Genomic DNA, 24,217 nt, shown 5'->3' with positions numbered 1-24,217 from the left:
TGTCTCGCCGTGTCCACGCACGATGCGGCCCTCGCCTATCAAGCCCGAGCGACCATCGCCCGTTCGCGGGAAATCCTCAGGGAATGCCAGCCGGGAACGTTCCTGGGCGGCGGCTCTCGGCAAGCCGAACCTATCTCCGGCGACGCGCCAAGCGCTTCTGCTTCGTGGCGGAGCCGCGCGGACAAGGATGCCGGCTGAGCCGGCGGCTTGTATCGGATAACATTTGGGCGCCCGCCGTGCGGATCCCGATCATCGTCTTCGCGATGTAGAATGTTCTAAGCGGAACGAATTCCAAGATTCAGGTATTAGCTTCGCACCATCGGCTGAGGCGTTTGTTCCTGGGCGCCGTTGGCTGAGAGACTCATTGTGCTCCCGCCTAAAAAGCCGGAGAGCACGCCTTGTGCGACAGATGCATTGAGCTAGACGAGGTCAGCGATCACTACCGCGCGCTTGCTAGGCAGATCACGGATCAACAGACCCTCGACGGCATCAAGCGGCTCATCGAGCATTACGAAATTCGGAAGCGTCAGTTGCATCCCGAGCCACCGACAACGAGCCTACTGTAGTCAAGCTGCAACTTAAACCATGCAAATGCGAATCCGATCCGTGGGCCCTCTAATACACGTCATGATGCCGGGCGATATGCGAGCGATGGCTGCTAGGTGTGACGAGATAGCCAACGGGCTAATTCCGCCAGATCGCGCTATTGTCCAAGGGGCCGCTGCCCAGTGGCGCATGCTGGCGCACCAAACCGAAATGCTCCAGAAGGAATGGCAGTTCATTCGGGGCAGCCCCAGTAGGCTGGGAGCCTGCTTGATAGAGGACGGCCCCAGCCCCCGGTAAGGGGCTGAGGCCTAGGAGCGCCCGTGGGGTAAGGGAAAGATCTGGACACCCCCACACCAGCTAACCCCACCGGTCACCCGATGGGCATTTGCATATGTAAATGCGCGTCCTAGTTCCAACCAGGACACGTCTATTGGCAGCACCGGTCAACCGCGCGCATTTCGAGATTTGAAACGTGCAGCATTCCTGTCCTTCTTGGAAAGGATCCGACACGCGACCTTGATGTCTGCTTGTGCCTGCTCGTGGGGGCCGTTTCTTTGGCTCAGCCAAACGCGATGATCTCCTCGCGCAGTGACCGCTGGCGTGGTCCGCAGCGCCTCCTGTCTGGAGCGCGAATCTGACGCCAGTCTTACGTTTGGGCTCTATTGCCCTTTGTCCGTTGTCTCGTTCACCTTGCGTATGATGGCGGCCGGATCACCGTAGGTGCTTTCTCCTTGGGGAAACGGTTCTTGGATTTTGCGCCCGAGGAAACTGTTTGAGCCGCTGCCGAAGTGACTCATGGTGAGTTCTACGGCATCTGCGAGCACCTTGTATTGCTCCGCCAGTTTCGTGAACAACTCGCGCTTTGCTGGATCAGTTGCCGAGTCTCGGATGAGTGCGCATTCCGCAGCATCCTTGCGGAGCTTTTCCAACCTGGCCGCCATGTCTTGCATAGGTGTCCCTCCCTTGTTTTCGGAGAATAATAGGCAGCAGGAAGTCGCCACGTCTAGGCAATCGATGGTAGCGGCTAACGCGCTTTGGGAACTCCGTTCACCCACGGAAAATACCGGATAACATTCCCGGCGGAACGACAGGCAGCTGGGCGCTTGCGCTACTCGCAACGCGCTCAAGCACGCAAGATCATGCCGGCGAGGCTTCGCACCAAGGCGCGATGGTCGAGCGGCTTCTCCCACAACGGGATGTCCGCGAACTCGCCGCTGATCACGACCTTGTCGTATCCCGAAGTGAACACGACTGGCACACCGCGTGCCAGCAGCTCGCGCGCCACGGGATAGACCATCTGCTTGCGGATATTCACGTCAAGCACCGCACCGTCGATCACGCCGCCATCGTGCAGGATGCGCATGGCATCATCGATGTCGCCGGCCGGCCCGGCGATGTCGGCGCCGATCGCCCGCAGCGCGTGGCCCATGTCATCGGCCAGGAAAAACTCGTCTTCGACAACCAGCACCCGCCGCCCGGTCAAGAGCGGACCTTCGCGTAAACGTGCAAAAACTTCGGACATATCAACCCTAGCCGCGCCCGGCCTATCGTCACCGCAAAATTGGAACATAGGGCCAAAAGCCGCCTTGTTGCAAATAGATCGATGAAGGCGAGTTCCATGCCCAATCGCGACATCATCGTCATCGGCGGCTCGGCTGGAGCAACGGCACCGTTGAAGGACATTTTGGGCCGGCTACCGCCCGACCTGCCGGCTGCCGTCTTCATCGTCTTGCACATCCCGGCCCACGGCATCGGTATTCTGTCGACGGTCGCGAGCGCCGCGGGCAAGCTGCCGGTGCGGCAGGCGGAGAGCGGCATGGTGATCGAGAACGGCCATGTCTATCTGGCTGCGCCCGACCATCACCTCCTGATCCAGGACGGCCACCTGATGCTCGGCCGGGGGCCGCGCGAGAACCTGGTGCGGCCGGCGATCGATGCCTTGTTCCGTTCAGCCGCGCTGCACTACGGGCCTAGGGTGATCGGCGTGGTGCTGAGCGGCCTGTTGTCCGACGGCGCGGCCGGCCTCAACGCGATCAAGCGTTGTGGGGGCATCGCACTGGTTCAGGAACCCAACGACGCCATGTCCGACGAGATGCCGCTTCGGGCTTTGGAAGCGACCACGGTCGATCTCTGCGTCCCGGGAGCGCGGCTTGGCGATGTGCTCTCAGAACTGGTTCGGGAGCGCGCCGGAGCAATTTTGCCGATCCCGCCCGAGATCGTGCTGGAGGTCAAGATTGCTGCCGGAGAGCGCATCGGCAGCGATACCCTGGTCGACATCGCCCAGCCGGCACCGCTCACCTGTCCGGGATGCGGCGGTGTCCTTTCCGTACTCAAGATGGGGCATCCCCTGCGATTCCGCTGTCAGGTCGGTCACGCCTATACGGCTGACGCGCTCGCCAAGGAACAGGAGGGCCGGGTCGACGAAGCGCTTCGGGTCGCGCTTCGTATCATCGAGGAACGCGCCGAGCTGGTGCATCGGATGGCCGAGGACGGCCGCCACAGCGGGCGTCCGGCTGTCGCACGAATGTACGATGCACGCGCCGCCGAGTATCGCGAATATGCCGATATGATCCGGCAAGTCGTGCTACAATCCCTTGACCCCAAGCGAGGGGCGGGGAAGGAACCGTGATGGCCAGCGCTGATTATGCGAACTGGGCCGAACCGTTGCGGTCCGAGCGAGCGATTCTGGCAAAGGCGGATATCGATATCGAGGAGGGCTGGAAGCGCCTTCGCGGCCAACAGGAGCTGCTGGATTGGCTGCAACGAGCCGGCCACGACACCGAGCAGGCCGAGCGCCTGGTCGGCCTGCTCAAGCAGACCTTGATCGAATGGGAGCGGCATCGAACCCTGATCGTGCAGCGGGTCGCGTATCTTGAGGAGCGAATGGCATCTCACTAGCGCTTGGGCGAAGCATCGGTGACACGCCGGTCTGCCCGGAACATGTGGTCAAACTGCTGGAGGGTGCGCCGGCGCCGTTTTCGCCGATCAGCGACGGGCATCGGCGGTTGCCTGGTCCGCGCGCCTGATCAGGGCCGCGAGCTCTCCGGGGGCGTCTGGCCCGGGCCTTGAGGTTCCGGAGATGTCGGAGAATCTCCATTTATCCCATTGGGATAGGACTAAACTCTGCTATCAAAAGACGCGGGCGAGACGCCGGCAGTAGAATGAGAGCCGCTGCAACCATGGATGACGTTGGCGAACCCAAGGGTGGAGACGAAGAGCGCCAGTCCAAGGCGCCGCTGATCGTAGGTGTGGGCGCGTCCGCCGCCGCCCTCGATAGCATCGAACGGTTCTTCTCGAAGCTGAGGCTGAACCCCGACCAGGCCATGGTGCTCGTGTTGCAATACCGGGATGCCATCGAGGATGGCCGGCTGCGCAAGGCGCTTCAGCGATCGGACGGAGCGAAACTGTCCGAGATCAGCGACGGCCAGCGCGTGGAAGGGGGCACGATTCACCTTTGCCCGTCCGACATGCTCACCACGATTCATGGCGACCGTTTCGCGGTCCGGCGCGCAGAACAGGCGCGGGGCGAGCGGGCGACCATCGACAGCTTCCTGGTCTCGCTGGCGGAGGAGCGTGCCGAGCAATCGATCGGCGTGGTTCTCGCCGGCACCGGCGGCGATGGCACGCTCGGCGTCGCGACCCTGAAGGATCACGGCGGCCTGACGATTGCCGAACGGATCGGTGACGATTCGCCCGATCCGCACAAGGAAGGCAATTCGGCGATCGCGATCGCCGACTTTGTACTGCCGCCCGAGGATATTCCCGAGCATATCGACGTCTATGCCCGCCACCTGCGCCGCCTCGAGGAGAAGCAGGGTTTTGATGAGGTGCTGGCAGCGGCCGCCACTTCGCTGGCGCGCATCGCGGACATTCTGCGCAAAAAGACCGGCAACGATTTCCACGGCTATAAGCAGAACACCTTCCTGCGTCGCGTCCAGCGCCGTATGCAGGTGGTGCAGATCGACGATATCTCCGGCTATGTCGATTTCCTGCGCAACGACAAGGACGAGGCGCAGCACCTCTTCAACGACCTCCTGATCGGCGTGACGGAGTTCTTCCGCGATAAGAAGGAGTTCGATGTCCTGGAAACCCAGGTCATACCGAATATCTTCGAGGGCAAGGGGGCAGGCCAGCAGGTGCGCGTCTGGGTGCTCGGCTGCGCCACGGGAGAGGAGGCCTATTCGATCGGCATCCTGCTGCGCGAGCACATGGCCGGACTGGACTCGGTGCCGCAGGTGCAGATCTTCGCGACCGACATCGACGGCCGTGCACTCGCCACCGCGCGGGTCGGCCGCTACCGCACCAGCATCGAAAACGACATGACGCCGGAGCGATTGGCGCGCTGGTTCGTGCGCGAGGGCGATACCTATTGCGTGGTCAAGGAGCTGCGCGAGATGTGCATCTTCTCGCAGCATAACGTCATCAAGGATGCGCCGTTCTCCAAGCTTGATCTGGTCTCCTGCCGCAACCTGCTGATCTATCTCAACGGGGAGCTGCAGAACCGCGTCATCCCGCTGTTCCATTTTGCGCTACTGCCGGACCGCTTCCTGTTTCTTGGCAATTCGGAGAACGTCACGCGGCATCCGAAGCTGTTCGCGCCGGTGGATCGCCGCGCGCGCATCTTCAAGAAGCTCGAGACCGGGACGCGGCTACCGCCGGAATTCCCGATCAGGACGGCGGCCGGGCGGGCCTCCGTCGACATCCCGCCGGTCCGGGCCATCGGCCCCGACATCGGCCTCGAGCGCCGCGCCCAGCGCCTCGCCGAGCGTTATGCGCCGGCCTATGTCATCACCGACGACAGTTTTCACATCCTGCATTTCTCCGGCCGTACCGGCCGCTATATCGAGCCGACCGCAGGCACTGCGACGCTCGATCTGCTGCAACTCGTGCATCGCGATCTCCGGCTCGAACTGCGCACCACGCTCAGCCGTGCCGCGGAGACCAATGAACCCGCACACGCCGAGCAGGTGCAACTCGGCGTCAACGGCCATCGCGTGCTGGTCGATATTGCGGTCGAGCCGATTCCGGACGGGCCGGCAGGTCACCGCAATTTTGTCGTGCTGTTCAAGGATGGGCCGATCCGCCCGGTCGAGCACGCCGATAATAATCCCAACGTTCTGGTCCGGACTGAGCATGTCGAGCGGCTGGAGAGCGAGCTGCGGGCCACCCGCGAGCGTCTGCAGGCGACAATCGAGGAGCTCGAAAGCACCAACGAGGAGCTGAAGTCCTCCAACGAGGAATACCAGTCGCTCAATGAGGAGCTGCAATCCGCCAACGAGGAATTGGAAACTTCGCGCGAGGAATTGCAGTCGGTCAATGAGGAGTTGACTACCGTCAACGGCGAGCTGGCGCATCGCGTACAGGAACTGACGCGCGCCACCAGCGACCTGAAGAACTTCCTCGAGAGCACCCAGATCGCGACAGTATTCCTGGACAACGATCTGAAGGTGATGAACTTCACGCCGGCGATCACCCAGTTGCTGCATCTGGTCGAGACCGATGTCGGCCGCCCGATCGGGCATATCAAGGCGCGCATCCCGATTGAGGAGCTCTACGATGATGTCCGGCGTGTGCTGCGGACGCTGGCGAGCGCCGAACGCGAGCTGACCGCGCCCGACAGCGGCACGCGCTACATCGTGCGCATCCTGCCTTACCGGAGCATCGACAATTTCATCGCCGGCGTCGTGATCACCTTCATCGACGTCACCGCGATCACGCGGGCCGAGGAGCGGCAGCGGCTGCTGCTTTCCGAACTGCAACACCGCGTTCGCAACACGCTAGGCGTGGTCCGCTCGATCGCTCGCCGCTCGGCCGAGACCAGCGCGAACGTCGAGGACTATGCATCCCATCTCGATGGCCGTCTTAACGCCTTTGCGAGGACCCAGTCGCTGGTGACCCGCGATCCGGAAAGCGGGGTTGACCTCGAATACCTCGTGGTCGAGGAGCTTTTGGCCTACCACGCAAAGGAGGGCGAGCAAGTCACGGTCTCCGGTCCCAGGATCCGGCTGCAGCCCAAGACGGCGGAGACGTTCGCGCTGGCTATCCATGAGCTCGCGACGAACGCCTTGAAGTATGGCGCGTTGAGCAATCCGGCCGGGCAAATCGAGGTTGCGTGGCGCATCGACGACGCAGCGGAGCCGCTGCAATTGCTGTTCGAGTGGCGGGAGCGGGGCGGGCCCGTCGTGTCACCGCCGCGCCGCAGGGGATTCGGATCGGAGCTGTTGGAGCGGACCCTGGCGTTCGAATTCAAGGCCAAGTCCACGCTCGATTTCAATCCATTAGGGCTCCGCTGCACGGTGGCCATTCCGGTGAGCTCGCGGACGGTCCACACGCCGAGCATGGGGAGCTAGGGTGCATTCCTCTATGCCCGAGGGGAATCTGGCGCTGCCGGTGATCCGGCGGCTCAACGCCCTTCGCCAATTGTCCGAGCAGGGAATCGCGCTGCTCCAGCGGGCGATCCAGGACGGGCTGCAACGCGCCCGTGCTGGCGAAGACATTGCCAACGAAGGCGATCCGATCGACAGCGTAAAGATCGTGCTGTCGGGCTGGCTGTGCCGTTACAAGACGCTGGAGGACGGCCGCCGGCAGATCGTCAATTTCGTACTGCCGGGCGATAGCTGCGATGCCAGCGTCTATCTGCTCTCAGTGATGGATCACTCGATCGGCACGCTGACCCCGGTTGTCTATGCCGATATCAGGCGCGCCGCGTTCGAGCAGCTACTTGCGAGCGACCGGTCGCTGGCAGAGGCCATGTGGTGTGAAACCATGGTGAACAGCGCGATCCAGCGTGAGTGGACGGTCAATATCGGCCGGCGAAACGCGCTGGAGCGGGTCGCGCACCTGTTATGCGAACTCTACGAGCGGTTGCTCCCGGTCGGCATGATCGATGAGGATTCCTGCCCGTTTCCGGTCACGCAGATGGATCTGGGCGATGCCACCGGCCTTTCCGTGGTCCATGTCAACAGGACGTTGCAGGAGTTGCGGGCCTCCGGCCTGATCATGTTGCGCGATCGGATGCTAACGATCCACGACCTGAAAGTCCTCAAGGACACGGCGTTGTTTTCGCCCGACTACCTGCACACCAAGCGGCGCGGCTAGCGCATCCGTTTGCGACATCTGCCGCGCGCCGGTCGAATTCCGGACGGCGTTTAACATAGGTGAAGTCGCGCCGCACGGTCTCACGTTACGATCGCTGCAGGTTCACGAGGCAGGGGGAGGACACCATGCTTGACGGTGAGACGGCGGCGATGCTTCGCGCAGTGCTGGATGAGGTCTGTGGGGACCTGCCGCAATCCGACACGACGCGGCGGACGAGTGTGGCGTCGGGACTGCTGCTAGCGATGCGCGAAGGGCGCTCGTCGATCGACGAGCTCAGGAGCGCCGGCCATGCCGCGTTGCGCACCGCACCGAGCATGTGGCGCTGAGGCTCCGCAGCGATGGCGCTACGTTTTCCGGTTGCTGCTCCGCCCGGATGTTTGTGCGGTCTGTAGCTGAGCTGGTGTTCATGGCAGGCCTCGCCGCGGCGGGGCCATATTTTTTGACCGACCTCCGCGGCGACTCGAAACGAGACGAACTCCTTGTTCTCACCACATAAGGCAGCACCTCTGCTCGCGGGTCTCGATTTCCGCGCGGCGTCCGCTGCATTCGACTAGGAACTTTGACTTCCCGGCCAGATTGTCAGGACGAGTTTGAGCGGACGAAGCTCGTATGAACCAACTGATCTATCTGGTGGGACTGATCGTCGTCATTCTCGCGATACTGTCGTTCTTCGGACTCCGGTAGGCGCGCCATGGACAACGAGCGAGGGCTTGCCGTGTCCGCCGACCACAGGATCGGCGTTCGGATGCAATGGAGCCCGGTGTTTGCCGGAGCTCTGGTCGCAACGGCGCTGTCGGTGATCCTGGTCGGCTTTGGCGCGGCAGTCGGTTTGGGCGTGAGTTCGAGCTCACCGTCATGGCGTGACGCATCGGCCGCGCTCGCGCTGCTGTCCGGACTGTACCTGATCTTGCAGGCGCTGGTGAGCTTTGGTATCGGCGGCTACATTGCCGGCCGCGTGCATCGCATCATCGGTGCGACACCGTCTGATATGATCGAGGGCAGCGATGGACTGCATGGCCTGACGTCCTGGGCGATCGCCGTCATTTTGGGGGTGGCGCTGGTGGCGCTGATCAGCCCGCCGGCCACACGCCCAGTGGTCCAGAGCCGCCCCTCTGCGACGGCCGCGGAGCCGCTCCTAAGCGCCGAGCTCGACCATCTGTACCGGTCGCTCCGGCATCCGGCCAATATCGATAATATCGATATCGGCTATGAGCGCGCGGAAGCAGGGCGCATCCTGTTGACCAGTTCCGGCCACAGCGGCGTCAGCAATGAGGACCGCAGCTATCTGATACAGCAAGTTGCAGCGTCGACGGGGCTTGCCGCCACGGAAGCCGAAAAGCGCGTCGACACCGTGATCGGCGATGCCCGGACTGCAATCGCGCGGTCGCGGCGAAGCGCGGTGATCCTGGCGTTCTCGATTGCGGCGGCTCTGCTGTTCGGCGCGGTCGCCTCTTGGGCCGCCGCCTGCGCGGGCGGCCGGCATCGCGATGGCGCGAGGCTGCCGGAGTGGATGGGTGGCACGCCGAGGACGGTCGTGCCGGTGGCGTGATGTAGTGATGAATGTGCTTCACGGGAGACAATGATGGCAGTGCTCTTAGTCATGGACCACACCGGCGATACGAGGCAGCATTTCGATCCGAACGACAGCGAACAACTGGCTTGGGCAAACGCGCACTTCAATGAGCTGACGGCGGACGGTTACACCGCGGCCGTACGAAGATCGTCCGGCGAAGCGGCGCTGATCCGCACGCTGGATCCGACCGCGGACGAGACCCTGTTCTATCCCAGGCTGGTCGGCGGCTGATCTCATGATGGGCCGTCTGCGTGACGTGTCCTTACTGTCGACGCTTCGGCGCGCCGCCGGCACGTCGTACGCGACCTTGGGTGCGATCCGCGATCGCTGGAATGCCTATGAGAAGATCGAAGCACGCGGGATCGCGTTGTTGTCCGCGTGGCTCTCCCCGGAGCAGCGGTTGCAATTCGAGAAATACAGGCGTTTCGACGTCGTCGGCTCCGACTCCGGCAAGCGCTACCGGATTTGCTACGGGACATCGACCAACGTTTACGAGATGGACGGTCGGGATCGCGTTGTGCTGGGGTGGTGCTTCCGGCCTGTCGGCGCGCTGGTGCCAGGCGACGTGATGCTCGCGCAGAAGATCGCGTTGGAGACCAACGAGCGCGTGACACTCATGGTGGCGCAACCTTTTCCTAGCTCCCTCCCGCCGCGTGCCGGCTTCGGCCCAGCCGACTAGGCATTCGGCCCGCCGGCCAAGCCACCGGGAACGCGATTTTCTCCGGTGCGTTTGGCTTGTTGCGGCGGCCGCGCCGGTCGGCTTCGCCAAATGGAGGGCAGATGGTGCTCAATCTCGAAACACTGAAGGCGACACTGGTCCTTTACGGTCTCAATGCCGTCTTTGCGATCCTGCTTCTGGTTCTCGGATGGTATGCCTCGGGGATCGCGCAGCGCTTCGTATCGCGTGTGCTTACGGCAACGCATCGGGTCGACGCTCTGGTCACGGTGTTCCTGTCGAGCCTTGCCCGCTATGCAGTGCTCGCGGTGGTCGGTATCGCCGTGCTGCAGCTGTTCGGCATTCAGACGGCAAGCCTGGTTGCGGTGCTCGGCGCGACGTCTCTGGCCATCGGGCTGGCCTTGCAGGGGACGCTGTCAAACCTCGCCGCCGGCGTGATGCTGCTGTTGTTCAGGCCGTTCCGGATCGGCGATGAGGTCGAGGTCGCCGGAAAGGCCGGCAAGGTACAGGCTCTGTCGCTGTTCATGACGGAGCTGATTACGGGCGACAACACCCAGATCCTGCTGCCTAACGGTTCGGTGTGGGGCAGCGCCATCATTAATCACAGCACCTATCCCGGCACCGGTGAGGTGAAGGTATCGTTCCCTGTCCGCGCGGGGCGACCGATCGAGCGCATCGGCGAACAGATTCTGACGCAGCTGCGCCAGGATTCCCGGATCGAGCCGCGGCCCGCGCCCGAAGTGCATGTCTCCAAGGTAGTCGACATCTCCGATGCCGTACATCCCATCGTCGAGCTGACCGTCAGCGCCAAAGCCAAGCCAGCCGACGCCGACGCGGTGAAGCAGCGGCTCATGGACCTCGTCAGCACGATGCTTGCTGACGCAAGCGCCACACGGCCCGAGCCGTCACGCGCGGCCGGGTAGGGAACGTCGGTGATCCTGCCGGGTTGTCGGATGCCGATCCGCAATGGATATCGCCACGGAAAGTCCCATGAGCGCCCATACCCGTTCGTCTTCGCTGAGCCTGATCTTCCGCTCCTATCTTGCAGACCTGCGGCAATGGATCGGGCAGGTGATGACCGGCTACGCGCTGGCATGCGCCTTCATGCTGGTGGGCGCAATGTCGCTTCTGGTTGCGATCGGGATAGGCGTTGCGGCCGGCTTCCACGCGCTCGAAGTGCGTTACGGCATCTGGATCGCATACGCCGTAGTCGGCGGCGCGTTTCTGTTACTTGGGCTGGTGGGGCTGGTCGCGGGCCGCGTGCTGCTCGCGCGTCCCGCGCCGGCCGTGCCGCGCCCGAGCCGGCAGGCCGCGATGCTCAAGCGAGCCATTGCAGTGCCCGTCGCGGCACGCCTGATCGCGACCTCCCGGTCGGCGGCAGGGACGAGCGCCGATACCACCACTCAGGCGCTGGCCGCCGGAGCTGCTCTGCTGTTGGTCGGCTGGTTTGCCGCAACGCGGTTCAGGCGTCGGCCGGACGCGATCCAGGAGTAGCGATGGCTCCGCGCTCCAGTTGGTCCGACGACCTGATGCTTGCCGGCGCAACGGCACTGGCGACGCTGGCGATCTATCGACACGTATGCCGATCCGAGCCGCCGGTCGAACGGGAGCAGGGCGCCGCTCCCGCAGTCGCAGAAACGCAGGATCGCGGACGGCTGGCTGAGACGCCGCTGCAGATTCCGGCCGCCGGCTGGAAGGACGTTCTGCTGCGCACGTATCAGCAGATCGACGAGGACCGGCTGCTGGCGACCGCCGCCGGCGTCGTGTTCTACGGTCTGCTGGCGATCTTTCCGGCCATCACCGCGCTGGTCTCGAGCTACGGGCTGTTCGCGGATCCGTCGACGATCTCGTCCAATCTGCAGAGCCTCGCGCTGATGCTGCCGGAAGGCTCGTTCGCCGTCGTCCAGGACCAGGTCGCCCGGGTGCTCGCGAAGGGTAGCTCCACGCTCGGACTGACCTTTGGGATCGGCCTGCTGATCGCAATCTGGAGCGCCAATGCCGGCATGAAGGCGGTCTTCGACGCGCTCAATGTCGTGTACGAGGAGAAGGAAAAGCGCGGCTTCATCAAGCTCAATCTGATGTCGCTCTCGTTCACGATCGCAGCCCTCATCTCGATCATGCTGATGGTCGGGGCAGTGGTCCTCGTTCCGCTTCTGCTGCAGCAGCTTGGCCTCGGGATTGGTGCCGAACTCATTGTCCGGTTCGGTCGGTGGCCCATCCTGTTGCTCCTGCTGCTGGTCGCGCTTGCGGTGCTCTACCGCTATGGCCCAAGCCGAACCGAGCCGCGCTGGCAATGGCTGAGCGTCGGCGCCATCGCGGCAGCTGTGCTGTGGCTGATCTGTTCGTCGCTGCTGTCCTGGTACCTTGCGAACTTCGGCAATTACAGTGCGACCTACGGCTCGCTGGGCGCCGCCATTGGCTTGATGACCTGGATGTGGATGTCCGCGATCATCGTGCTGTGCGGGGCCGAATTGAATTCGGAGATCGAGCATCAGACAGCAATCGATTCCACAGCGGGGCGCCGCAAGCCACTCGGGGCACGCGGCGCAAGAATGGCCGATACCGTCGGCAGGGCTTCCTAGCAAGGAGGCCGTTCGACAAAAGCGCAGCACAGCGTCAAGCGCCCCGGATACCTGTATCCGTAATTCGCATAAGGTATATTATGGAATATTTATATCTACAATTAGATCAGATATTTAGTGGGAAATCTTCGCACCTGACCGCAGCACGAGGTCTGTCCAGGCCTGTCCCGACTGGCGATCCAGCCGGTCCGGACCGCATCGCGATCGTCTCGTCAGAAAGCCGATATTGCCGCGGCGTACGGACGCTGCAATAAGCCCCAGCTGTGCAGAGATCGCTGGTGACCCCGCGGCATCAGGTCCGTATAGGATGGCATCTCAGAACAACAACAAGCCTCTCGAGGGAGCAACACCAATGAGCTTTTCACGACGCACGCTGCTGAAGGTCTCCGCCGCTTCCGCCGTCCTGGGCGGAATTGGCGCGCCGTATGTGGCGCGCGCCCAGTCGGCCGAGTTCTCCTACAAGTTCGCCAACAACCTGCCGGAGTCGCACCCGTTCGTGGCGCGCGCCCGGGAGATGGCCGCGGCGATCAAGACCGAGACCAACGGCCGGTTTGACCTGCAGGTGTTCCCGAACAGCCAGCTCGGTTCCGATACCGACATGCTGAGCCAGGTGCGTTCCGGCGGCGTCGAGTTCTTCACGCTGTCAGGCCTGATCCTGGCGACCTTGGTGCCGGCGGCCTCGATCAACGGTATCGGCTTCGCATTCCCTGACTATCCCACGGTCTGGAAGGCCATGGATGGCGAGCTCGGCGCCTATGTGCGCGGCGAGATCAACAAGGCCGGCCTCGAGGTCATGGACAAGATCTGGGACAACGGCTTCCGCCAGACCACCTCGTCGACCAAGCCGATCAACGGTCCTGACGATCTCAAGGGCTTCAAGATCCGCGTGCCGGTGTCGCCGCTGTGGACCTCGATGTTCAAGGCGTTCGATGCGTCGCCCGCCTCGATCAATTTCAGCGAGGTCTATTCGGCGCTGCAGACCAAGATCGTCGAGGGCCAGGAAAACCCGCTGGCGCTGATCTCGGCTGCGAAGCTCTACGAGGTGCAGAAATACTGCTCGATGACCAACCACATGTGGGACGGCTTCTGGTTCCTGATGAACCGCCGGGCCTGGGCGGCTCTGCCTGATGATATCAAGACCATCGTCGCCAAGAACGTCAACGCGGCCGCCGTCAAGGAGCGCGAGGACACCGAGAAGCTCAACGCCACCGTGAAGCAGGAACTGGCCGGCAAGGGCCTGGTGTTCAACCAGCCGGAAGTCGGGCCGTTCCGCGACAAGCTGCGCGCCGCCGGCTTCTACGCCGAGTGGAAGGGCAAGTACGGCGAGAAGGCCTGGGATCTGCTCGAGAAGTCCGTCGGCAAACTGTCCTGATCGATCAAGCGGGAGGCTTGCCAGCGGGAGATTTGCTATGGCTCATGTCGAGATGACGCCGGCCGTGGCCGGCGAGGCGGCGTCACAGCCCCCTCGCCGCCGCTCTGTTCTCGGTTCCATCGAGGCGGCGCTCGGATGGCTGGTGGAGATCCCGGCGGCGATCCTCGTCGTCGCCGAGGTCGTGATCCTGTTCGCCGGCGTGGTGTCGCGTTACGTGCTGCATGCGCCGCTGATCTGGTCCGACGAACTGGCGTCGATCCTGTTCCTGTGGCTCGCAATGCTTGGATCGGCGGTGGCGTTCCGCCGCGGCGAGCACATGCGGATGACGGCGCTGGTCGCGAGCGCCGGGCCGCGGCTGTGGGCCTATCTCGACGTGGTCGCGACCTGCGCCGCGCTGGCGTTCCTGATCCTGATCCTGCGGCCGGCCTACGAATACGCCTACGAGGAAAGCTTCATCACCACGCCGGCGCTGCAGATCTCCAACACCTGGCGCGCGGCGGCGCTGCCGGTCGGCACCTGCCTGATGGCGCTGTTCGCGCTGCTGCGGCTGGCGCGGGTCGGCAACATCAAGACCTTCCTGCTGGCGGCGCTGACCGTGGTCGCGTTGATCGCCGTGTTCTGGCTGGCGCAGCCGCTGCTGCGGCCGCTCGGCAACCTCAATCTGATCATCTTCTTCGTTGGCGTGGTCGGCTTCTGCGTGTTCGCGGGGGTGCCGATCGGCTTTGCCTTCGGCATGGCGATCTTCGGCTATCTGGCGCTGACGACGCGGACACCGCTGATGGTGCTGGTCGGCCGGATGGACGAGGGCATGAGCCACCTGATCCTGCTGTCGGTGCCGCTGTTCGTCTTCCTTGGTCTGCTGATCGAGATGACCGGCATGGCGCGCGCGATGGTCGCATTCCTGGCGAGCCTGCTCGGGCATGTCCGTGGCGGCCTGCATTACGTGCTGGTCGGCGCCATGTACCTGGTGTCAGGCATCTCCGGATCGAAGGCCGCCGACATGGCGGCGGTCGCACCGGTGCTGTTCCCGGAAATGAAGCAGCGCGGCGCCAAGCCGGGCGATCTGGTCGCCCTGCTCGCCGCCACCGGCGCCCAGACCGAAACCATTCCGCCGAGCCTGGTGCTGATCACCATCGGTTCGGTCACCGGCGTCTCGATCTCGGCGCTGTTCACCGGCGGCCTGCTGCCGGGCGTCGTGCTGGCGATCACGTTGTCGGGGCTGGTGTGGTGGCGCTACCGCGGCGAGGACCGCAGCCACGTCCAGCGCGCCACCGGCAGCGAGATCGGCAAGGCGTTCGTGTTCGCCCTGCCCGCATTGGCCCTGCCCTTCGTAATCCGCTACGCCGTGGTCGAAGGCATCGCCACGGCCACCGAGGTCTCGACCATCGGCATCGTCTACGCCTTCGTCATCGGCCTCCTGATCTACCGCAAGTTCAGCTGGCGGCGGCTGTTGCCGATGCTGATCGAGACGGCGTGCCTGTCGGGCGCGATCCTGTTCATCATCGGGACCGCGACCGGGATGGCCTGGGGCCTGACCCAGTCCGGCTTCTCGCGGGCGCTGGCGGCGTCGATGACCGGGCTGCCCGGTGGCTCGGCGACCTTCATCGCGGTCTCGATCCTGGCCTTCGTGATCCTCGGCAGCGTGCTCGAGGGCATCCCGGCGATCGTGCTGTTCGGGCCGCTGCTGTTTCCGATTGCACACCAGGTCGGCGTCCACGAGGTGCACTACGCCATGATCATCATCCTGGCGATGGGCATCGGGCTGTTCGCGCCGCCGTTCGGCGTCGGCTATTATGCCGCCTGCGCCATCGGGCGCGTCGATCCGGCCGAGGGTATCCGGCCGATCTGGGGCTACATGCTGGCGCTGTTGATCGGCCTGATCATCGTCGCCATGTTCCCCTGGATATCGATCGGTTTCCTTTAAAGCACCTTGCGGATCGGATAGAGCCATGAGTGCAGCTCAAAACCAGTACTCGATCGGGCTGGACAAGACGCCGGCCAACTACGTGCCGCTGACGCCCCTGAGCTTCCTGGCGCGCTCGGCGGCCGTATATCCCGACCACATCAGCGCGGTCTATGAGGGCCGCAGCTTCACCTGGAAACAGACCTACGAGCGCTGCAAGCGCTTCGCGTCCTATCTCGCAGGCCGCGGCATCGGCCATGGCGACACGGTCGCGGCGATGCTGCCGAACATCCCGGCGATGAACGAGCTGCATTTCGCGGTGCCGATGACCGGCGCGGTACTCAATGCGCTCAACATCCGCCTCGACGCGGCGTCGATCGCGTTCCAGCTCGACCATGGCGGGGCCAAGATCATTCTCGTCGACCCCGAATTTTGCCACGTCATCGCGGAAGCGCTGAGCCAGATGAAGGGCGCAAAGCCGTTCGTGATCGACGTCGATGATGCCGCGTTCAGTGGCGGCAAGCGGATCGGCGAGATCGAATACGAGGCGGCGGTCGCGCAAGGTGACGCGTCCTTCGTGGAGCGGCCGCCTGCCGACGAATGGGATGCAATCGCACTGAGCTATACGTCGGGCACGACGGGCAACCCGAAGGGCGTGGTGACGCATCATCGCGGCGCCTATCTCAACGCGGTCAGCAACATCCTCGCCGGCAATCTCGGCCAGCATCCGGTCTATCTCTGGACGCTGCCGATGTTTCACTGCAACGGCTGGTGCTTCCCCTGGACCATCGCGGCGACTGCCGGCGTCAATGTCTGTCTGCGCAAGGTCGATCCGGCCAAGATCTTCGAGCTGATCCCGCAGCACGGCGTCACCCACATGTGCGGCGCGCCGATCGTCTACAACACGCTGATCAACGCGCCTGATGCGCCGAAGGGCGGCAAGGCGAAGCCGGTCATTGGCTTGATCGCGGGCGCGGCGCCGCCGGTCGCGGTGCTCGAAGGCGCCGAGCGCATCGGCATCAAGCTGACCCATGTCTACGGGCTGACGGAAGTCTATGGTCCCGCCTCGGTCTGCGCCGAGCAGCCCGGCTGGGACGAACTGTCGGCCGATGCGCGTGCGCAGTTGAAGCGGCGTCAGGGCGTCTCCTATCCGCTGCAGGAAGGCGTCACGGTGCTGGATCCCGAGACCATGCGCGAGGTGCCGCGCGACGGCGAGACCATCGGCGAGGTCATGTTCCGCGGCAACATCGTGATGAAGGGTTATCTGAAGAATGAGAAGGCAACGCAGGAAGCCTTCGCCGGCGGCTGGTTTCACACCGGCGATCTCGGCGTGCTCGACGAGCACGGCTATGTCATCATCAAGGACCGCTCCAAGGACATCATCATCTCCGGCGGCGAGAACGTCTCCTCGGTCGAGGTCGAGGACATCCTCTACAAGCACCCGGCCGTGCTGTTCGCGGCTGTTGTCGCCAAGCCCGATCCGAAATGGGGCGAAGTGCCCTGCGCCTTCATCGAGCTGAAGGACGGCGCCAACGCGACCGAGGCCGAGATCATCGCCTATTGCCGCGAACATATGTCGGGCTTCAAGACGCCGAAGTCTGTCGTGTTCGGGGCGATCCCGAAGACTTCCACAGGCAAGATCCAGAAATTCCTGCTGCGCAACGAGGTCGGCTCGGCCAAGGCGATTTCGGCCTGAGCTGCGCGACGCTCAGCCCTCCGCGAGGCGGCCGAGCAGGTCGTACAGGAGCTTCTTCTGATCGGACTTGAGCGGCGCCAGCGTCGTCGCGGTGCATGCGATCTCGATCGGGATCAATTGCTGGACCAGCGCTGTGCCGGCCGTGGTCAGGTCGATCAGGATCAGCCGCTTGTCGGTCGGATCGCGCCGGGTCGCAACCAGCCGACGCTTCTTCAGCCGCAGCACGACGTCGCGGATATTGGCGGGCTCCATGGCGACCAGGCGTCCCAGCAGGTTCTGCGACAGCGCCCCGCGCTCATAGAGCCGGGCCAGCGTCGCATATTGCGGCGCCGTCAGATCGAAGGAGCCGATCCGCTCCACCAGGTTGGACGACGCGCGCTGATAGGCCTTGCGCAGCAGGAAGCCGACCTGGTCCTCCAGCCTGTAGTCCGTCGCGAGCCGCCTGGCTGGCGCCGCCTCTGCCTTAGTCGACGTTCTCGGCATCCCGGTACATCACCTTGTGGCGCGTGGTCGAAACCCATTCGTCGATGTCGGCTTCGGTCATGAAATGCTGATCATCGAACCTGTTCCGGTTGCTGATGTCGGAGAGGCTCTTCTTCCAGCGCTTGTAGGGCGGCTTCGCCGGCGGCCCGAAGCACATGATGTCGAGCACGGATAATTCATCGGGAATGCCGAGCAGCGGCTTCATCGCCTGCTGCGCCTTCTCCTGCCCGATCGCGGTCACCCACCAGACATTATAGCCGAGGGCGGCGGCCGCGAAATGCGCCGACATCGTCGCCGCCGCCACGCTCTGCAGCAGAATGCGCTCGGCATTCTGCTTGTACATCGTGTCGAGCGCGGAGCCGTCGTTCAGCACCGGAAACGCCTTGACCCAGCGGAAGTCGCTGGCGACGACGATGAAGCCGGGAGCCGACGCGAGACCTCGATAATCCGGCGTCGGAAACTTCATCTTGAGCCGGGCGCGCGCGACCTGCTCCTCGCGGAAATACTCCGTGATCCTGTTCTTGAGGTCCTGGTCAGTGACCACGATGAAATGCCAGGGCTGCGCATTGGCGCCCGATGGGGCGTGCCGGGCGGCCTCCAGGATCATGTCGTAATGCTCTGATGGCATCACGTAGCTGGAATCGAAGGCGCGTGTGGTCAGCCGGTTTTTCACGACATCCATCAGCGCGTCGTATCGCGTGCGGTCCGTGTAATCGCGCGCAACCATAGCCTCGGCCATTGGAGCCTCCCGATATTGTTATGATCATAACGATATCGAAGGCGCGCAAAAGGTCAATGCCCGATGGCGGGTATCGGGCGCTCACCGCGACGGGTGGAACCGCGCGCGTCTGATCGACACGCGGGTTCAGCTGGCTCAGCACGATTTGAGTTTTCAGCCCGCCCGGTCGAGCGTCAGCCGCATGCCGTCATAGGCCGGGATCACGCCGGCCGGCAGGCTCTGCCGCAGCACCTCGTAGTCGAGGTCGGAATGCATGTTGGTGATGACGGCGCGCTTCGGCTTGAAGCGCTCGATCCACGACAGCGCGTCCGCAACGCTGAAATGGCTGGGATGCGGCGCATAGCGCAGGCCGTCGACGATCCAGAGATCGAGGCCTTGCAGGGCCGGCCAGCTCTCCTCGGGAATGTCGTGCAGGTCGGGCGTGTAGGCAGCATCGCCGATGCGGTAGCCGAGCGCCGGAATCCGGCCGTGCTGCACCAGGAAGGCCTCGAGCTTCAGCGGACCACCCTTCCCCGTGACCGTATGGCTCTCGCCGGCCTCGATCGAATGCCGGGTCAGGATCGGCGGATAGTCGCTGCCCTCCGGCGAGATGAAGCAATAGGAGAACCGCGCCATGATGTCCTTGGCGGTCGACTGGTTGAAGTAGACCGGGATGCGGCGCCGCTGGTGCAGCACGACCGAACGCAGATCGTCGATGCCATGGGTCTGGTCGGCATGCTCATGGGTCAGGAACACCGCGTCGATATGCTCGACGTCGGCGTCGATCAACTGCTCGCGCAGATCGGGCGCGGTGTCGATCACGACCCGCGTGGTGCCGTGCTCCATGGTGCGCTCGGCCATGATCGAGCAGCGGCGGCGGCGGTTCTTGGGATTGTTGGGATCGCAGGCGCCCCAACCGAGCGCCGGGCGCGGCACGCCGGCGGAAGAACCGCAGCCCAGGATGGTCAGTGTCAGTGTCATGCAGCAACCTTCGGCGCCGGCACCTTGGAGAACAGTCGGAAGAAGTTCTCGGTGGTCTGCTGCGAGATCTCCTCCAGCGAGACGCCGCGAGTTTCGGCGAGCACCTTGGCGACCTCGACAACATAAGATGGCTCGTTGCGCTTGCCGCGATATTTGCCGGGCGCGAGATACGGCGCATCGGTCTCGACCATGATGCGATCGGCCGGCAGCTCGGCCGCCAGCGCGCGCAGGGCTTCGGACTTCTTGAAGGTCAGGATGCCCGTGAAGGAGATCGACAGCCCGAGCGCAATCGCCTTCATCGCGAGCTCGCGGCCGCCGGTGTAGCAGTGCAGGACCGCCTTGAACGGCCCCTTCGCGACCTCATCCTCGAGGATGCGGCCGCAATCCTCGTCGGCCTCACGTGTGTGGATCACGAGCGGCAGGCCGGTTTCGCGCGCCGCGGCGACGTGCGCGCGAAAGCCGCGCTCCTGCGCCTCGCGCGAGCCGTGCTCATAGAAGTAATCCAGCCCCGCCTCGCCGAGCGCCACGACCTTCGGGTGTTTGGTCAGCTCGATCAGCTCGGTTGCCGGAATGCCGTCCTCTTCATCGGCATGATGCGGATGGGTGCCGACCGAACAGTAGACGTCCGGAAAGCGCTCCGTGATCGCAAGCAGGCCGCCGAGCCGCTTCACCCGGGTCGAGATCGTCACCATGCGGCCGATGCCGGCCGCCTCGGCGCGTCCGACGATCCCGTCGAGATCGTCGGCGAAATCAGGGAAATCGAGGTGGCAGTGACTGTCGACCAGCATGAATTTCGAACCGCTCATTCGGTCTTCGGTTCCACGTAGCGCGGAAACACGCCGACCGGTGCCGGCAGCGCCGTGCCCGGCTTGATCCGCTCCGCGATCGCCGTGAAGTTGCGGGCATCCGCTGCTATCCCGAGGCTGTCGAGCATCTTGCCGCAGGACTCGGGCATCACGGCCTGCGCCATGATCGCGATCTGGCGCACGACTTCGGCGGTGACGTAGAGCACCGTCTTCTGGCGCGCCGGATCGGTCTTGGCCAGCGCCCACGGCGCCTCGCCGGCAAAGTAGCGGTTGGCCTCGGCGACCACGGCCCACACCGTGTTGAGCCATTGATGGATCTGCTGCGTGGCCATCGCGGTCCGCGACGTCTCCAGCATGGCGTCGGCCTGCGACAGGATCGCCTTGTCGTTGTCGCTGAACTCGCCCGGCTCCGGCAGCACGCCGCCGAGCTGCTTGGCGATCATCGATAGCGAACGCTGCGCCAGATTGCCGAAATCATTGGCGAGGTCGGCATTGATGCGCGCGACGATGGCCTCGTGGTTGTAGTTACCGTCCTGGCCGAACGGCACCTCGCGCAGGAAGAAATAGCGCACCTGGTCGACGCCGTACTGATTGGCGAGATTGAACGGATCGACCACGTTGCCGACCGACTTCGACATCTTCTCGCCCCTGTTGAACAGGAAGCCGTGGGCATAGACGCGCTTCTGCAGAGTAATGCCGGCCGACATCAGGAAGGCCGGCCAGTACACCGCGTGGAAGCGGATGATGTCCTTGCCGATGATGTGCACGTCGGCCGGCCAGTAGCGCCAATGCTTGTCGCTCTGGTCGGGATAGCCGACGCCGGTGATGTAGTTGGTCAGCGCGTCGACCCAGACATACATCACGTGCTCTGGATCGTTGGGGACCTTGACGCCCCAGTCGAACGTGGTGCGCGAGATCGAGAGGTCCTTCAGCCCGCCCCGCACGAAGCTCATGACCTCGTTGCGGCGGGAATCCGGCCCGATGAAATCGGGCTGGCTCTCATAGAGGTGCAGGAGCTTGTCCTGGTAGGCCGAGAGCTTGAAGAAATAGCTCTTCTCCTCGACCCACTCGACCGGCGTGCCCTGCGGGCCGCGGCGGACATTGTCCTCGCCGACTGTGGTCTCATCCTCGGCGTAATAGGCCTCGTCGCGCACCGAGTACCAGCCGGCATAGGCGTCGATATAGATGTCGCCGTTGTCCTGCATGCGGCGCCAGATTTCCTGCACCGACTTGTGGTGCGCGGGTTCGGAGGTGCGGATGAAGCGGTCGAACGAGACGTTGAGCCGCTCGTCCATCTCCTTGAAGCGCGCAGCGTTGCGGGTGGCGAGCGCGTGCGGCGTCAGGCCCTCGCCCTGCGCGGTCTGGATCATCTTCTGGCCGTGCTCGTCGGTGCCGGTCAGGAAGAACACATCCTTGCCGTCGAGCCGCTGGAAGCGCGCCAGCGCGTCAGTCGCGATCGCCTCATAGGCGTGGCCGATATGCGGCTGGCCGTTGGGGTACGCGATCGCGGTCGTGATGTAGTAGACGTTGCCGCGGCCTGCGGCCGGCGCCGCGACGGGGGCGGATACAGGTGCTGCCGCGGCCGGCCTGGGTGGCTTCGGCGCGCGAACCGCTGCCGGTCTCGGCGCCTTCTCGGCGGTCGGAGCCTTCGGCACAGCGGGCTTCTTTGCAGCCGGTGCGACGGCCGCTGCGGCGGCCTTCTTCGGCGCGGTCTTGGTGGCCTTCGCGGCAGCTTTCTTGACCGTGACCGTTTTCTTGGCCGTCTTCTTCGCAGCATTCTTCACGGTCTTTTTGGCTGCCTTCCTGGCTCCCGGCTTCTTGGCCTTGCCGGCCTTCTTCGTCGCCTTGGTGACGCGCCCGCCCTTCTTGGCCGCGCGTGACTTCGCCGTGGCCTTGCTGGTCGCGCGGGCGGGCGATGCCTTCTTCGTCTTCTTGGCCTTCTTCGACGATTTCTTCTTAGCGGTCGCCACCACGGAATCCTTTGCAGATCGAAACGAGTTTGTCGGGAGCTTTGTCAGATGGATGTGTTGTCGGACAGATGTGTTTTGAGACTTGACGTCTATCGGGTCGCGTCAGCGAGCATCGAAAACACCGAGAAAACCAGCGGCTTGCGCTCCAGATTGTAGGCTTCGGTATCGCGCGCGGCGCGGACGATCTTTTCCCATACCTCCGCCAGCCGTGCAAGGCGCGGCAAATTGGCGTTGGCGTCGCCGGTTCGCATGCGCTCGCTCATCCAGCGATCGATGCCGTCGATGAAGGCGGCGAGCGCGACGCGGTCGCTGGTGCCGAGCGCGTCGCCCAGCGCATGCAGCTCGCGCGGATCGACGCTCGGTAGCGTTGCCAGCAACGCGGCCGTACGTTGTTGCAGCTTGAGTGCGTCGCCGCCGAGCAGCGACAGCGCCCGCCCGACGCTGCCCTCGGATGCCGCCGCGACCTCGAGCAACGCAGGATCGTCCGCTGCAATGTCGGTCGCGGCTGCGGCCGCGCGCACCACGTCGTCCGTCTCCAGGGGCCGCAGCAGCAATTTGCGGCAGCGGGACAGGATCGTCGGCAGCACCCGCGACGGCGCGTGACTGACCAGGAGGAACAGCGACTGCTGCGGCGGCTCCTCGAGGATCTTCAGCAGCGCGTTCGCGGCGTTGGGATTGAGCTCGTCGACGGTGTCGACGATGCAGACGCGCCAGCCGTCGACCGCAGCCGTCGAGCCGAAAAACGAGATGGTCTCGCGCGTCTCGTCGACGGTGATCACGGTGCGCATCACGCCGCGGTCGTTGAGGCCGCGCTCCAGCACCAGCAGCCCGCCATGGGCGCCCGCCGTGATCTGCCGCGCCACCGGATCGGAGGGATCGACCCGCAGCGTCGGCGCCGCCTGAACCTGAGACGATTTCGGATTGCGGAACGCCAGCACGAAGCGGGCCATGCGGTAGGCCAGTGTCGCCTTGCCGATCCCCTGCGCGCCGCCGATCAGCCAGGCATGCGGAATCCGCCCGCTGCGATAGGCATCGAGCAAGGCGGCCTCAGCCTCGCGATGCCCGAACAGATCGGACGTTTCGCGCGGATGGCGGGCAATGCTCTCCTGTTCGACCTTGCGCGCGCTCATGCCGGACTGTCCGCCGTGAGCGTTGCGCGCAGATGCTCGCGCAGCGCGGCCCATATCGTGGCTGTGACCGTGTCCGGATCGGGCGTGGCGTCGATCAGGACGCAGCGCTCGGGGTCTTCGGCCGCTATCCGGCGGTACGCGTCGCGCAAATCCTGATGGAACTTGATGCCTTCGGCCTCGAAGCGGTCGGCCGTGGCGGTGCCGCGGCGCGCGGCGGCGCGTTGCAGTCCGACCTCGACCGGAACATCGAGGATGAAGGTCAGATCGGGCTCGAGATCGCCGATGGTGACACGCTGCATCGCATTGACCAGTTCGGGCGACACCTGCCCGAGCTGGCCCTGATAGGCGCGCGTGGAATCGAAGAAGCGGTCGCACAGCACCCAGATGCCCTGGTTGAGCGCCGGCAGGATCACGGTGCGGACGTGGTCGTCGCGCGCCGCGGCAAACAGCAGCGTCTCGGCCTCCGGCCCGAGCAGCTTGCCCATTCCGGACAGCACGAGGTGACGGATGATCTCCGCGCCCGGCGAGCCGCCGGGCTCGCGGGTCACGATCGCGCGCAGCTTGGCGGTGTCGAGCCGCTCAGCGAGCTTGCGGATCTGGGTCGATTTCCCCGAGCCCTCGCCGCCTTCAAAGGTGATGAAGCGACCGCGCAAGCTCGGCCGTTGGACTGCTGCTTCCGCCAT

At 64.3% G+C, this 24,217-nt stretch carries 23 protein-coding genes; 14 read left to right on the top strand and 9 right to left on the bottom strand.

From position 1 onward, the window contains the following. Nucleotides 1–1,205: 1,205 nt before the first annotated feature. Together CK489_RS28310 and CK489_RS28305 are read right to left on the bottom strand one after the other, a co-directional pair. Complete coding sequence (locus CK489_RS28310; RefSeq protein ID WP_095734558.1) at nt 1,206–1,496, bottom strand: hypothetical protein; 291 nt, start codon at nt 1,494–1,496, stop codon at nt 1,206–1,208. A 173-nt stretch (nt 1,497–1,669) separates the two neighbouring features. Further along, entirely contained in the window at nt 1,670–2,116 is a 447-nt protein-coding gene (locus CK489_RS28305; protein WP_349626952.1) for a response regulator, read from the bottom strand. Nucleotides 2,117–2,164: 48 nt separating this feature from the next. Between CK489_RS28305 and CK489_RS28300 the strand changes: the two genes are divergently transcribed. The 14 genes from CK489_RS28300 (at nt 2,165) to CK489_RS28235 (ending at nt 17,446) form a co-directional block, all read left to right on the top strand. Beyond that, nucleotides 2,165–3,175, top strand: a complete 1,011-nt coding sequence (locus tag CK489_RS28300) for a chemotaxis protein CheB (protein WP_095734556.1) — start codon at nt 2,165–2,167, stop codon at nt 3,173–3,175. Beyond that, nucleotides 3,175–3,444 carry a hypothetical protein gene (locus CK489_RS28295; protein ID WP_095734555.1) on the top strand — a complete coding sequence of 90 codons (270 nt, stop codon included), beginning with the start codon at nt 3,175–3,177 and terminating at the stop codon, nt 3,442–3,444. Before CK489_RS28300 ends, CK489_RS28295 begins: the two co-directional genes overlap by 1 nt. Nucleotides 3,445–3,725: 281 nt before the next feature. After that, nucleotides 3,726–6,896, top strand: coding sequence for a CheR family methyltransferase (locus CK489_RS28290; RefSeq protein ID WP_095734554.1), 3,171 nt, complete (start codon nt 3,726–3,728; stop codon nt 6,894–6,896). A gap of 13 nt (nt 6,897–6,909) precedes the next feature. Beyond that, nucleotides 6,910–7,644: a Crp/Fnr family transcriptional regulator gene (locus tag CK489_RS28285; protein ID WP_198961039.1), complete on the top strand. Its 735-nt coding sequence runs from the start codon at nt 6,910–6,912 to the stop codon at nt 7,642–7,644. 125 nt (nt 7,645–7,769) lie between these two features. After that, nucleotides 7,770–7,970 (top strand): hypothetical protein, encoded by a 201-nt coding sequence (locus CK489_RS28280; protein ID WP_095734552.1) that lies wholly within the window; start codon nt 7,770–7,772, stop codon nt 7,968–7,970. A gap of 470 nt (nt 7,971–8,440) precedes the next feature. Then, complete coding sequence (locus tag CK489_RS28275) at nt 8,441–9,193, top strand: hypothetical protein (protein ID WP_349626951.1); 753 nt, start codon at nt 8,441–8,443, stop codon at nt 9,191–9,193. A 33-nt stretch (nt 9,194–9,226) separates the two neighbouring features. Next, complete coding sequence (locus CK489_RS28270) at nt 9,227–9,448, top strand: hypothetical protein (RefSeq protein WP_095734685.1); 222 nt, start codon at nt 9,227–9,229, stop codon at nt 9,446–9,448. A 4-nt stretch (nt 9,449–9,452) separates the two neighbouring features. Continuing rightward, a complete protein-coding gene (locus tag CK489_RS28265; protein WP_245350515.1) occupies nt 9,453–9,896 on the top strand; it encodes a hypothetical protein in 444 nt (147 codons plus the stop codon). Between the two features lie 101 nt (nt 9,897–9,997). Next, nucleotides 9,998–10,816, top strand: a complete 819-nt coding sequence (locus CK489_RS28260) for a mechanosensitive ion channel family protein (protein WP_050626494.1) — start codon at nt 9,998–10,000, stop codon at nt 10,814–10,816. A gap of 67 nt (nt 10,817–10,883) precedes the next feature. Beyond that, nucleotides 10,884–11,387: a hypothetical protein gene (locus CK489_RS28255; protein WP_095734683.1), complete on the top strand. Its 504-nt coding sequence runs from the start codon at nt 10,884–10,886 to the stop codon at nt 11,385–11,387. A gap of 2 nt (nt 11,388–11,389) precedes the next feature. Next, nucleotides 11,390–12,475 (top strand): YihY/virulence factor BrkB family protein, encoded by a 1,086-nt coding sequence (locus tag CK489_RS28250; RefSeq protein ID WP_095734550.1) that lies wholly within the window; start codon nt 11,390–11,392, stop codon nt 12,473–12,475. Nucleotides 12,476–12,827: 352 nt separating this feature from the next. Then, nucleotides 12,828–13,847 carry a TRAP transporter substrate-binding protein gene (locus tag CK489_RS28245; protein ID WP_050626497.1) on the top strand — a complete coding sequence of 340 codons (1,020 nt, stop codon included), beginning with the start codon at nt 12,828–12,830 and terminating at the stop codon, nt 13,845–13,847. Nucleotides 13,848–13,884: 37 nt separating this feature from the next. Continuing rightward, on the top strand, nt 13,885–15,771 hold the full coding sequence (locus CK489_RS28240; protein ID WP_050626498.1) for a TRAP transporter large permease: 1,887 nt from the start codon (nt 13,885–13,887) through the stop codon (nt 15,769–15,771). Nucleotides 15,772–15,796: 25 nt separating this feature from the next. After that, a complete protein-coding gene (locus CK489_RS28235) occupies nt 15,797–17,446 on the top strand; it encodes an acyl-CoA synthetase (protein WP_050626499.1) in 1,650 nt (549 codons plus the stop codon). Nucleotides 17,447–17,458: 12 nt separating this feature from the next. Here CK489_RS28235 and CK489_RS28230 read toward each other — a convergent pair whose 3' ends face one another. The 7 genes from CK489_RS28230 to tmk all read right to left on the bottom strand — a co-directional run bounded on the left by CK489_RS28230 (nt 17,459) and on the right by tmk (nt 24,217). After that, entirely contained in the window at nt 17,459–17,929 is a 471-nt protein-coding gene (locus CK489_RS28230) for a MarR family winged helix-turn-helix transcriptional regulator (protein ID WP_095734549.1), read from the bottom strand. Continuing rightward, nucleotides 17,910–18,668 carry a nitroreductase family protein gene (locus CK489_RS28225; RefSeq protein WP_095734548.1) on the bottom strand — a complete coding sequence of 253 codons (759 nt, stop codon included), beginning with the start codon at nt 18,666–18,668 and terminating at the stop codon, nt 17,910–17,912. Before CK489_RS28225 ends, CK489_RS28230 begins: the two co-directional genes overlap by 20 nt. 153 nt (nt 18,669–18,821) lie before the next feature. Further along, on the bottom strand, nt 18,822–19,628 hold the full coding sequence (locus tag CK489_RS28220; protein WP_050626502.1) for an MBL fold metallo-hydrolase: 807 nt from the start codon (nt 19,626–19,628) through the stop codon (nt 18,822–18,824). Next, nucleotides 19,625–20,416, bottom strand: coding sequence for a TatD family hydrolase (locus tag CK489_RS28215; RefSeq protein ID WP_095734682.1), 792 nt, complete (start codon nt 20,414–20,416; stop codon nt 19,625–19,627). The genes CK489_RS28220 and CK489_RS28215 overlap by 4 nt, the downstream gene beginning before the upstream one ends. A gap of 14 nt (nt 20,417–20,430) precedes the next feature. Further along, nucleotides 20,431–22,404 carry a methionine--tRNA ligase gene (gene metG, locus CK489_RS28210; protein ID WP_095734547.1) on the bottom strand — a complete coding sequence of 658 codons (1,974 nt, stop codon included), beginning with the start codon at nt 22,402–22,404 and terminating at the stop codon, nt 20,431–20,433. Nucleotides 22,405–22,493: 89 nt separating this feature from the next. Next, entirely contained in the window at nt 22,494–23,534 is a 1,041-nt protein-coding gene (locus tag CK489_RS28205; RefSeq protein WP_095734546.1) for a DNA polymerase III subunit delta', read from the bottom strand. Continuing rightward, nucleotides 23,531–24,217: a dTMP kinase gene (tmk, locus tag CK489_RS28200; protein ID WP_095734545.1), complete on the bottom strand. Its 687-nt coding sequence runs from the start codon at nt 24,215–24,217 to the stop codon at nt 23,531–23,533. Before tmk ends, CK489_RS28205 begins: the two co-directional genes overlap by 4 nt.

Source organism: Bradyrhizobium sp. UFLA03-84, from assembly GCF_002289535.1.
Classification (GTDB): Bacteria; Pseudomonadota; Alphaproteobacteria; order Rhizobiales; family Xanthobacteraceae; genus Bradyrhizobium; species Bradyrhizobium viridifuturi.
Note: the sequence above shows the minus strand (reverse complement) of the source record. Positions and strands in the feature narration are given on the sequence as shown.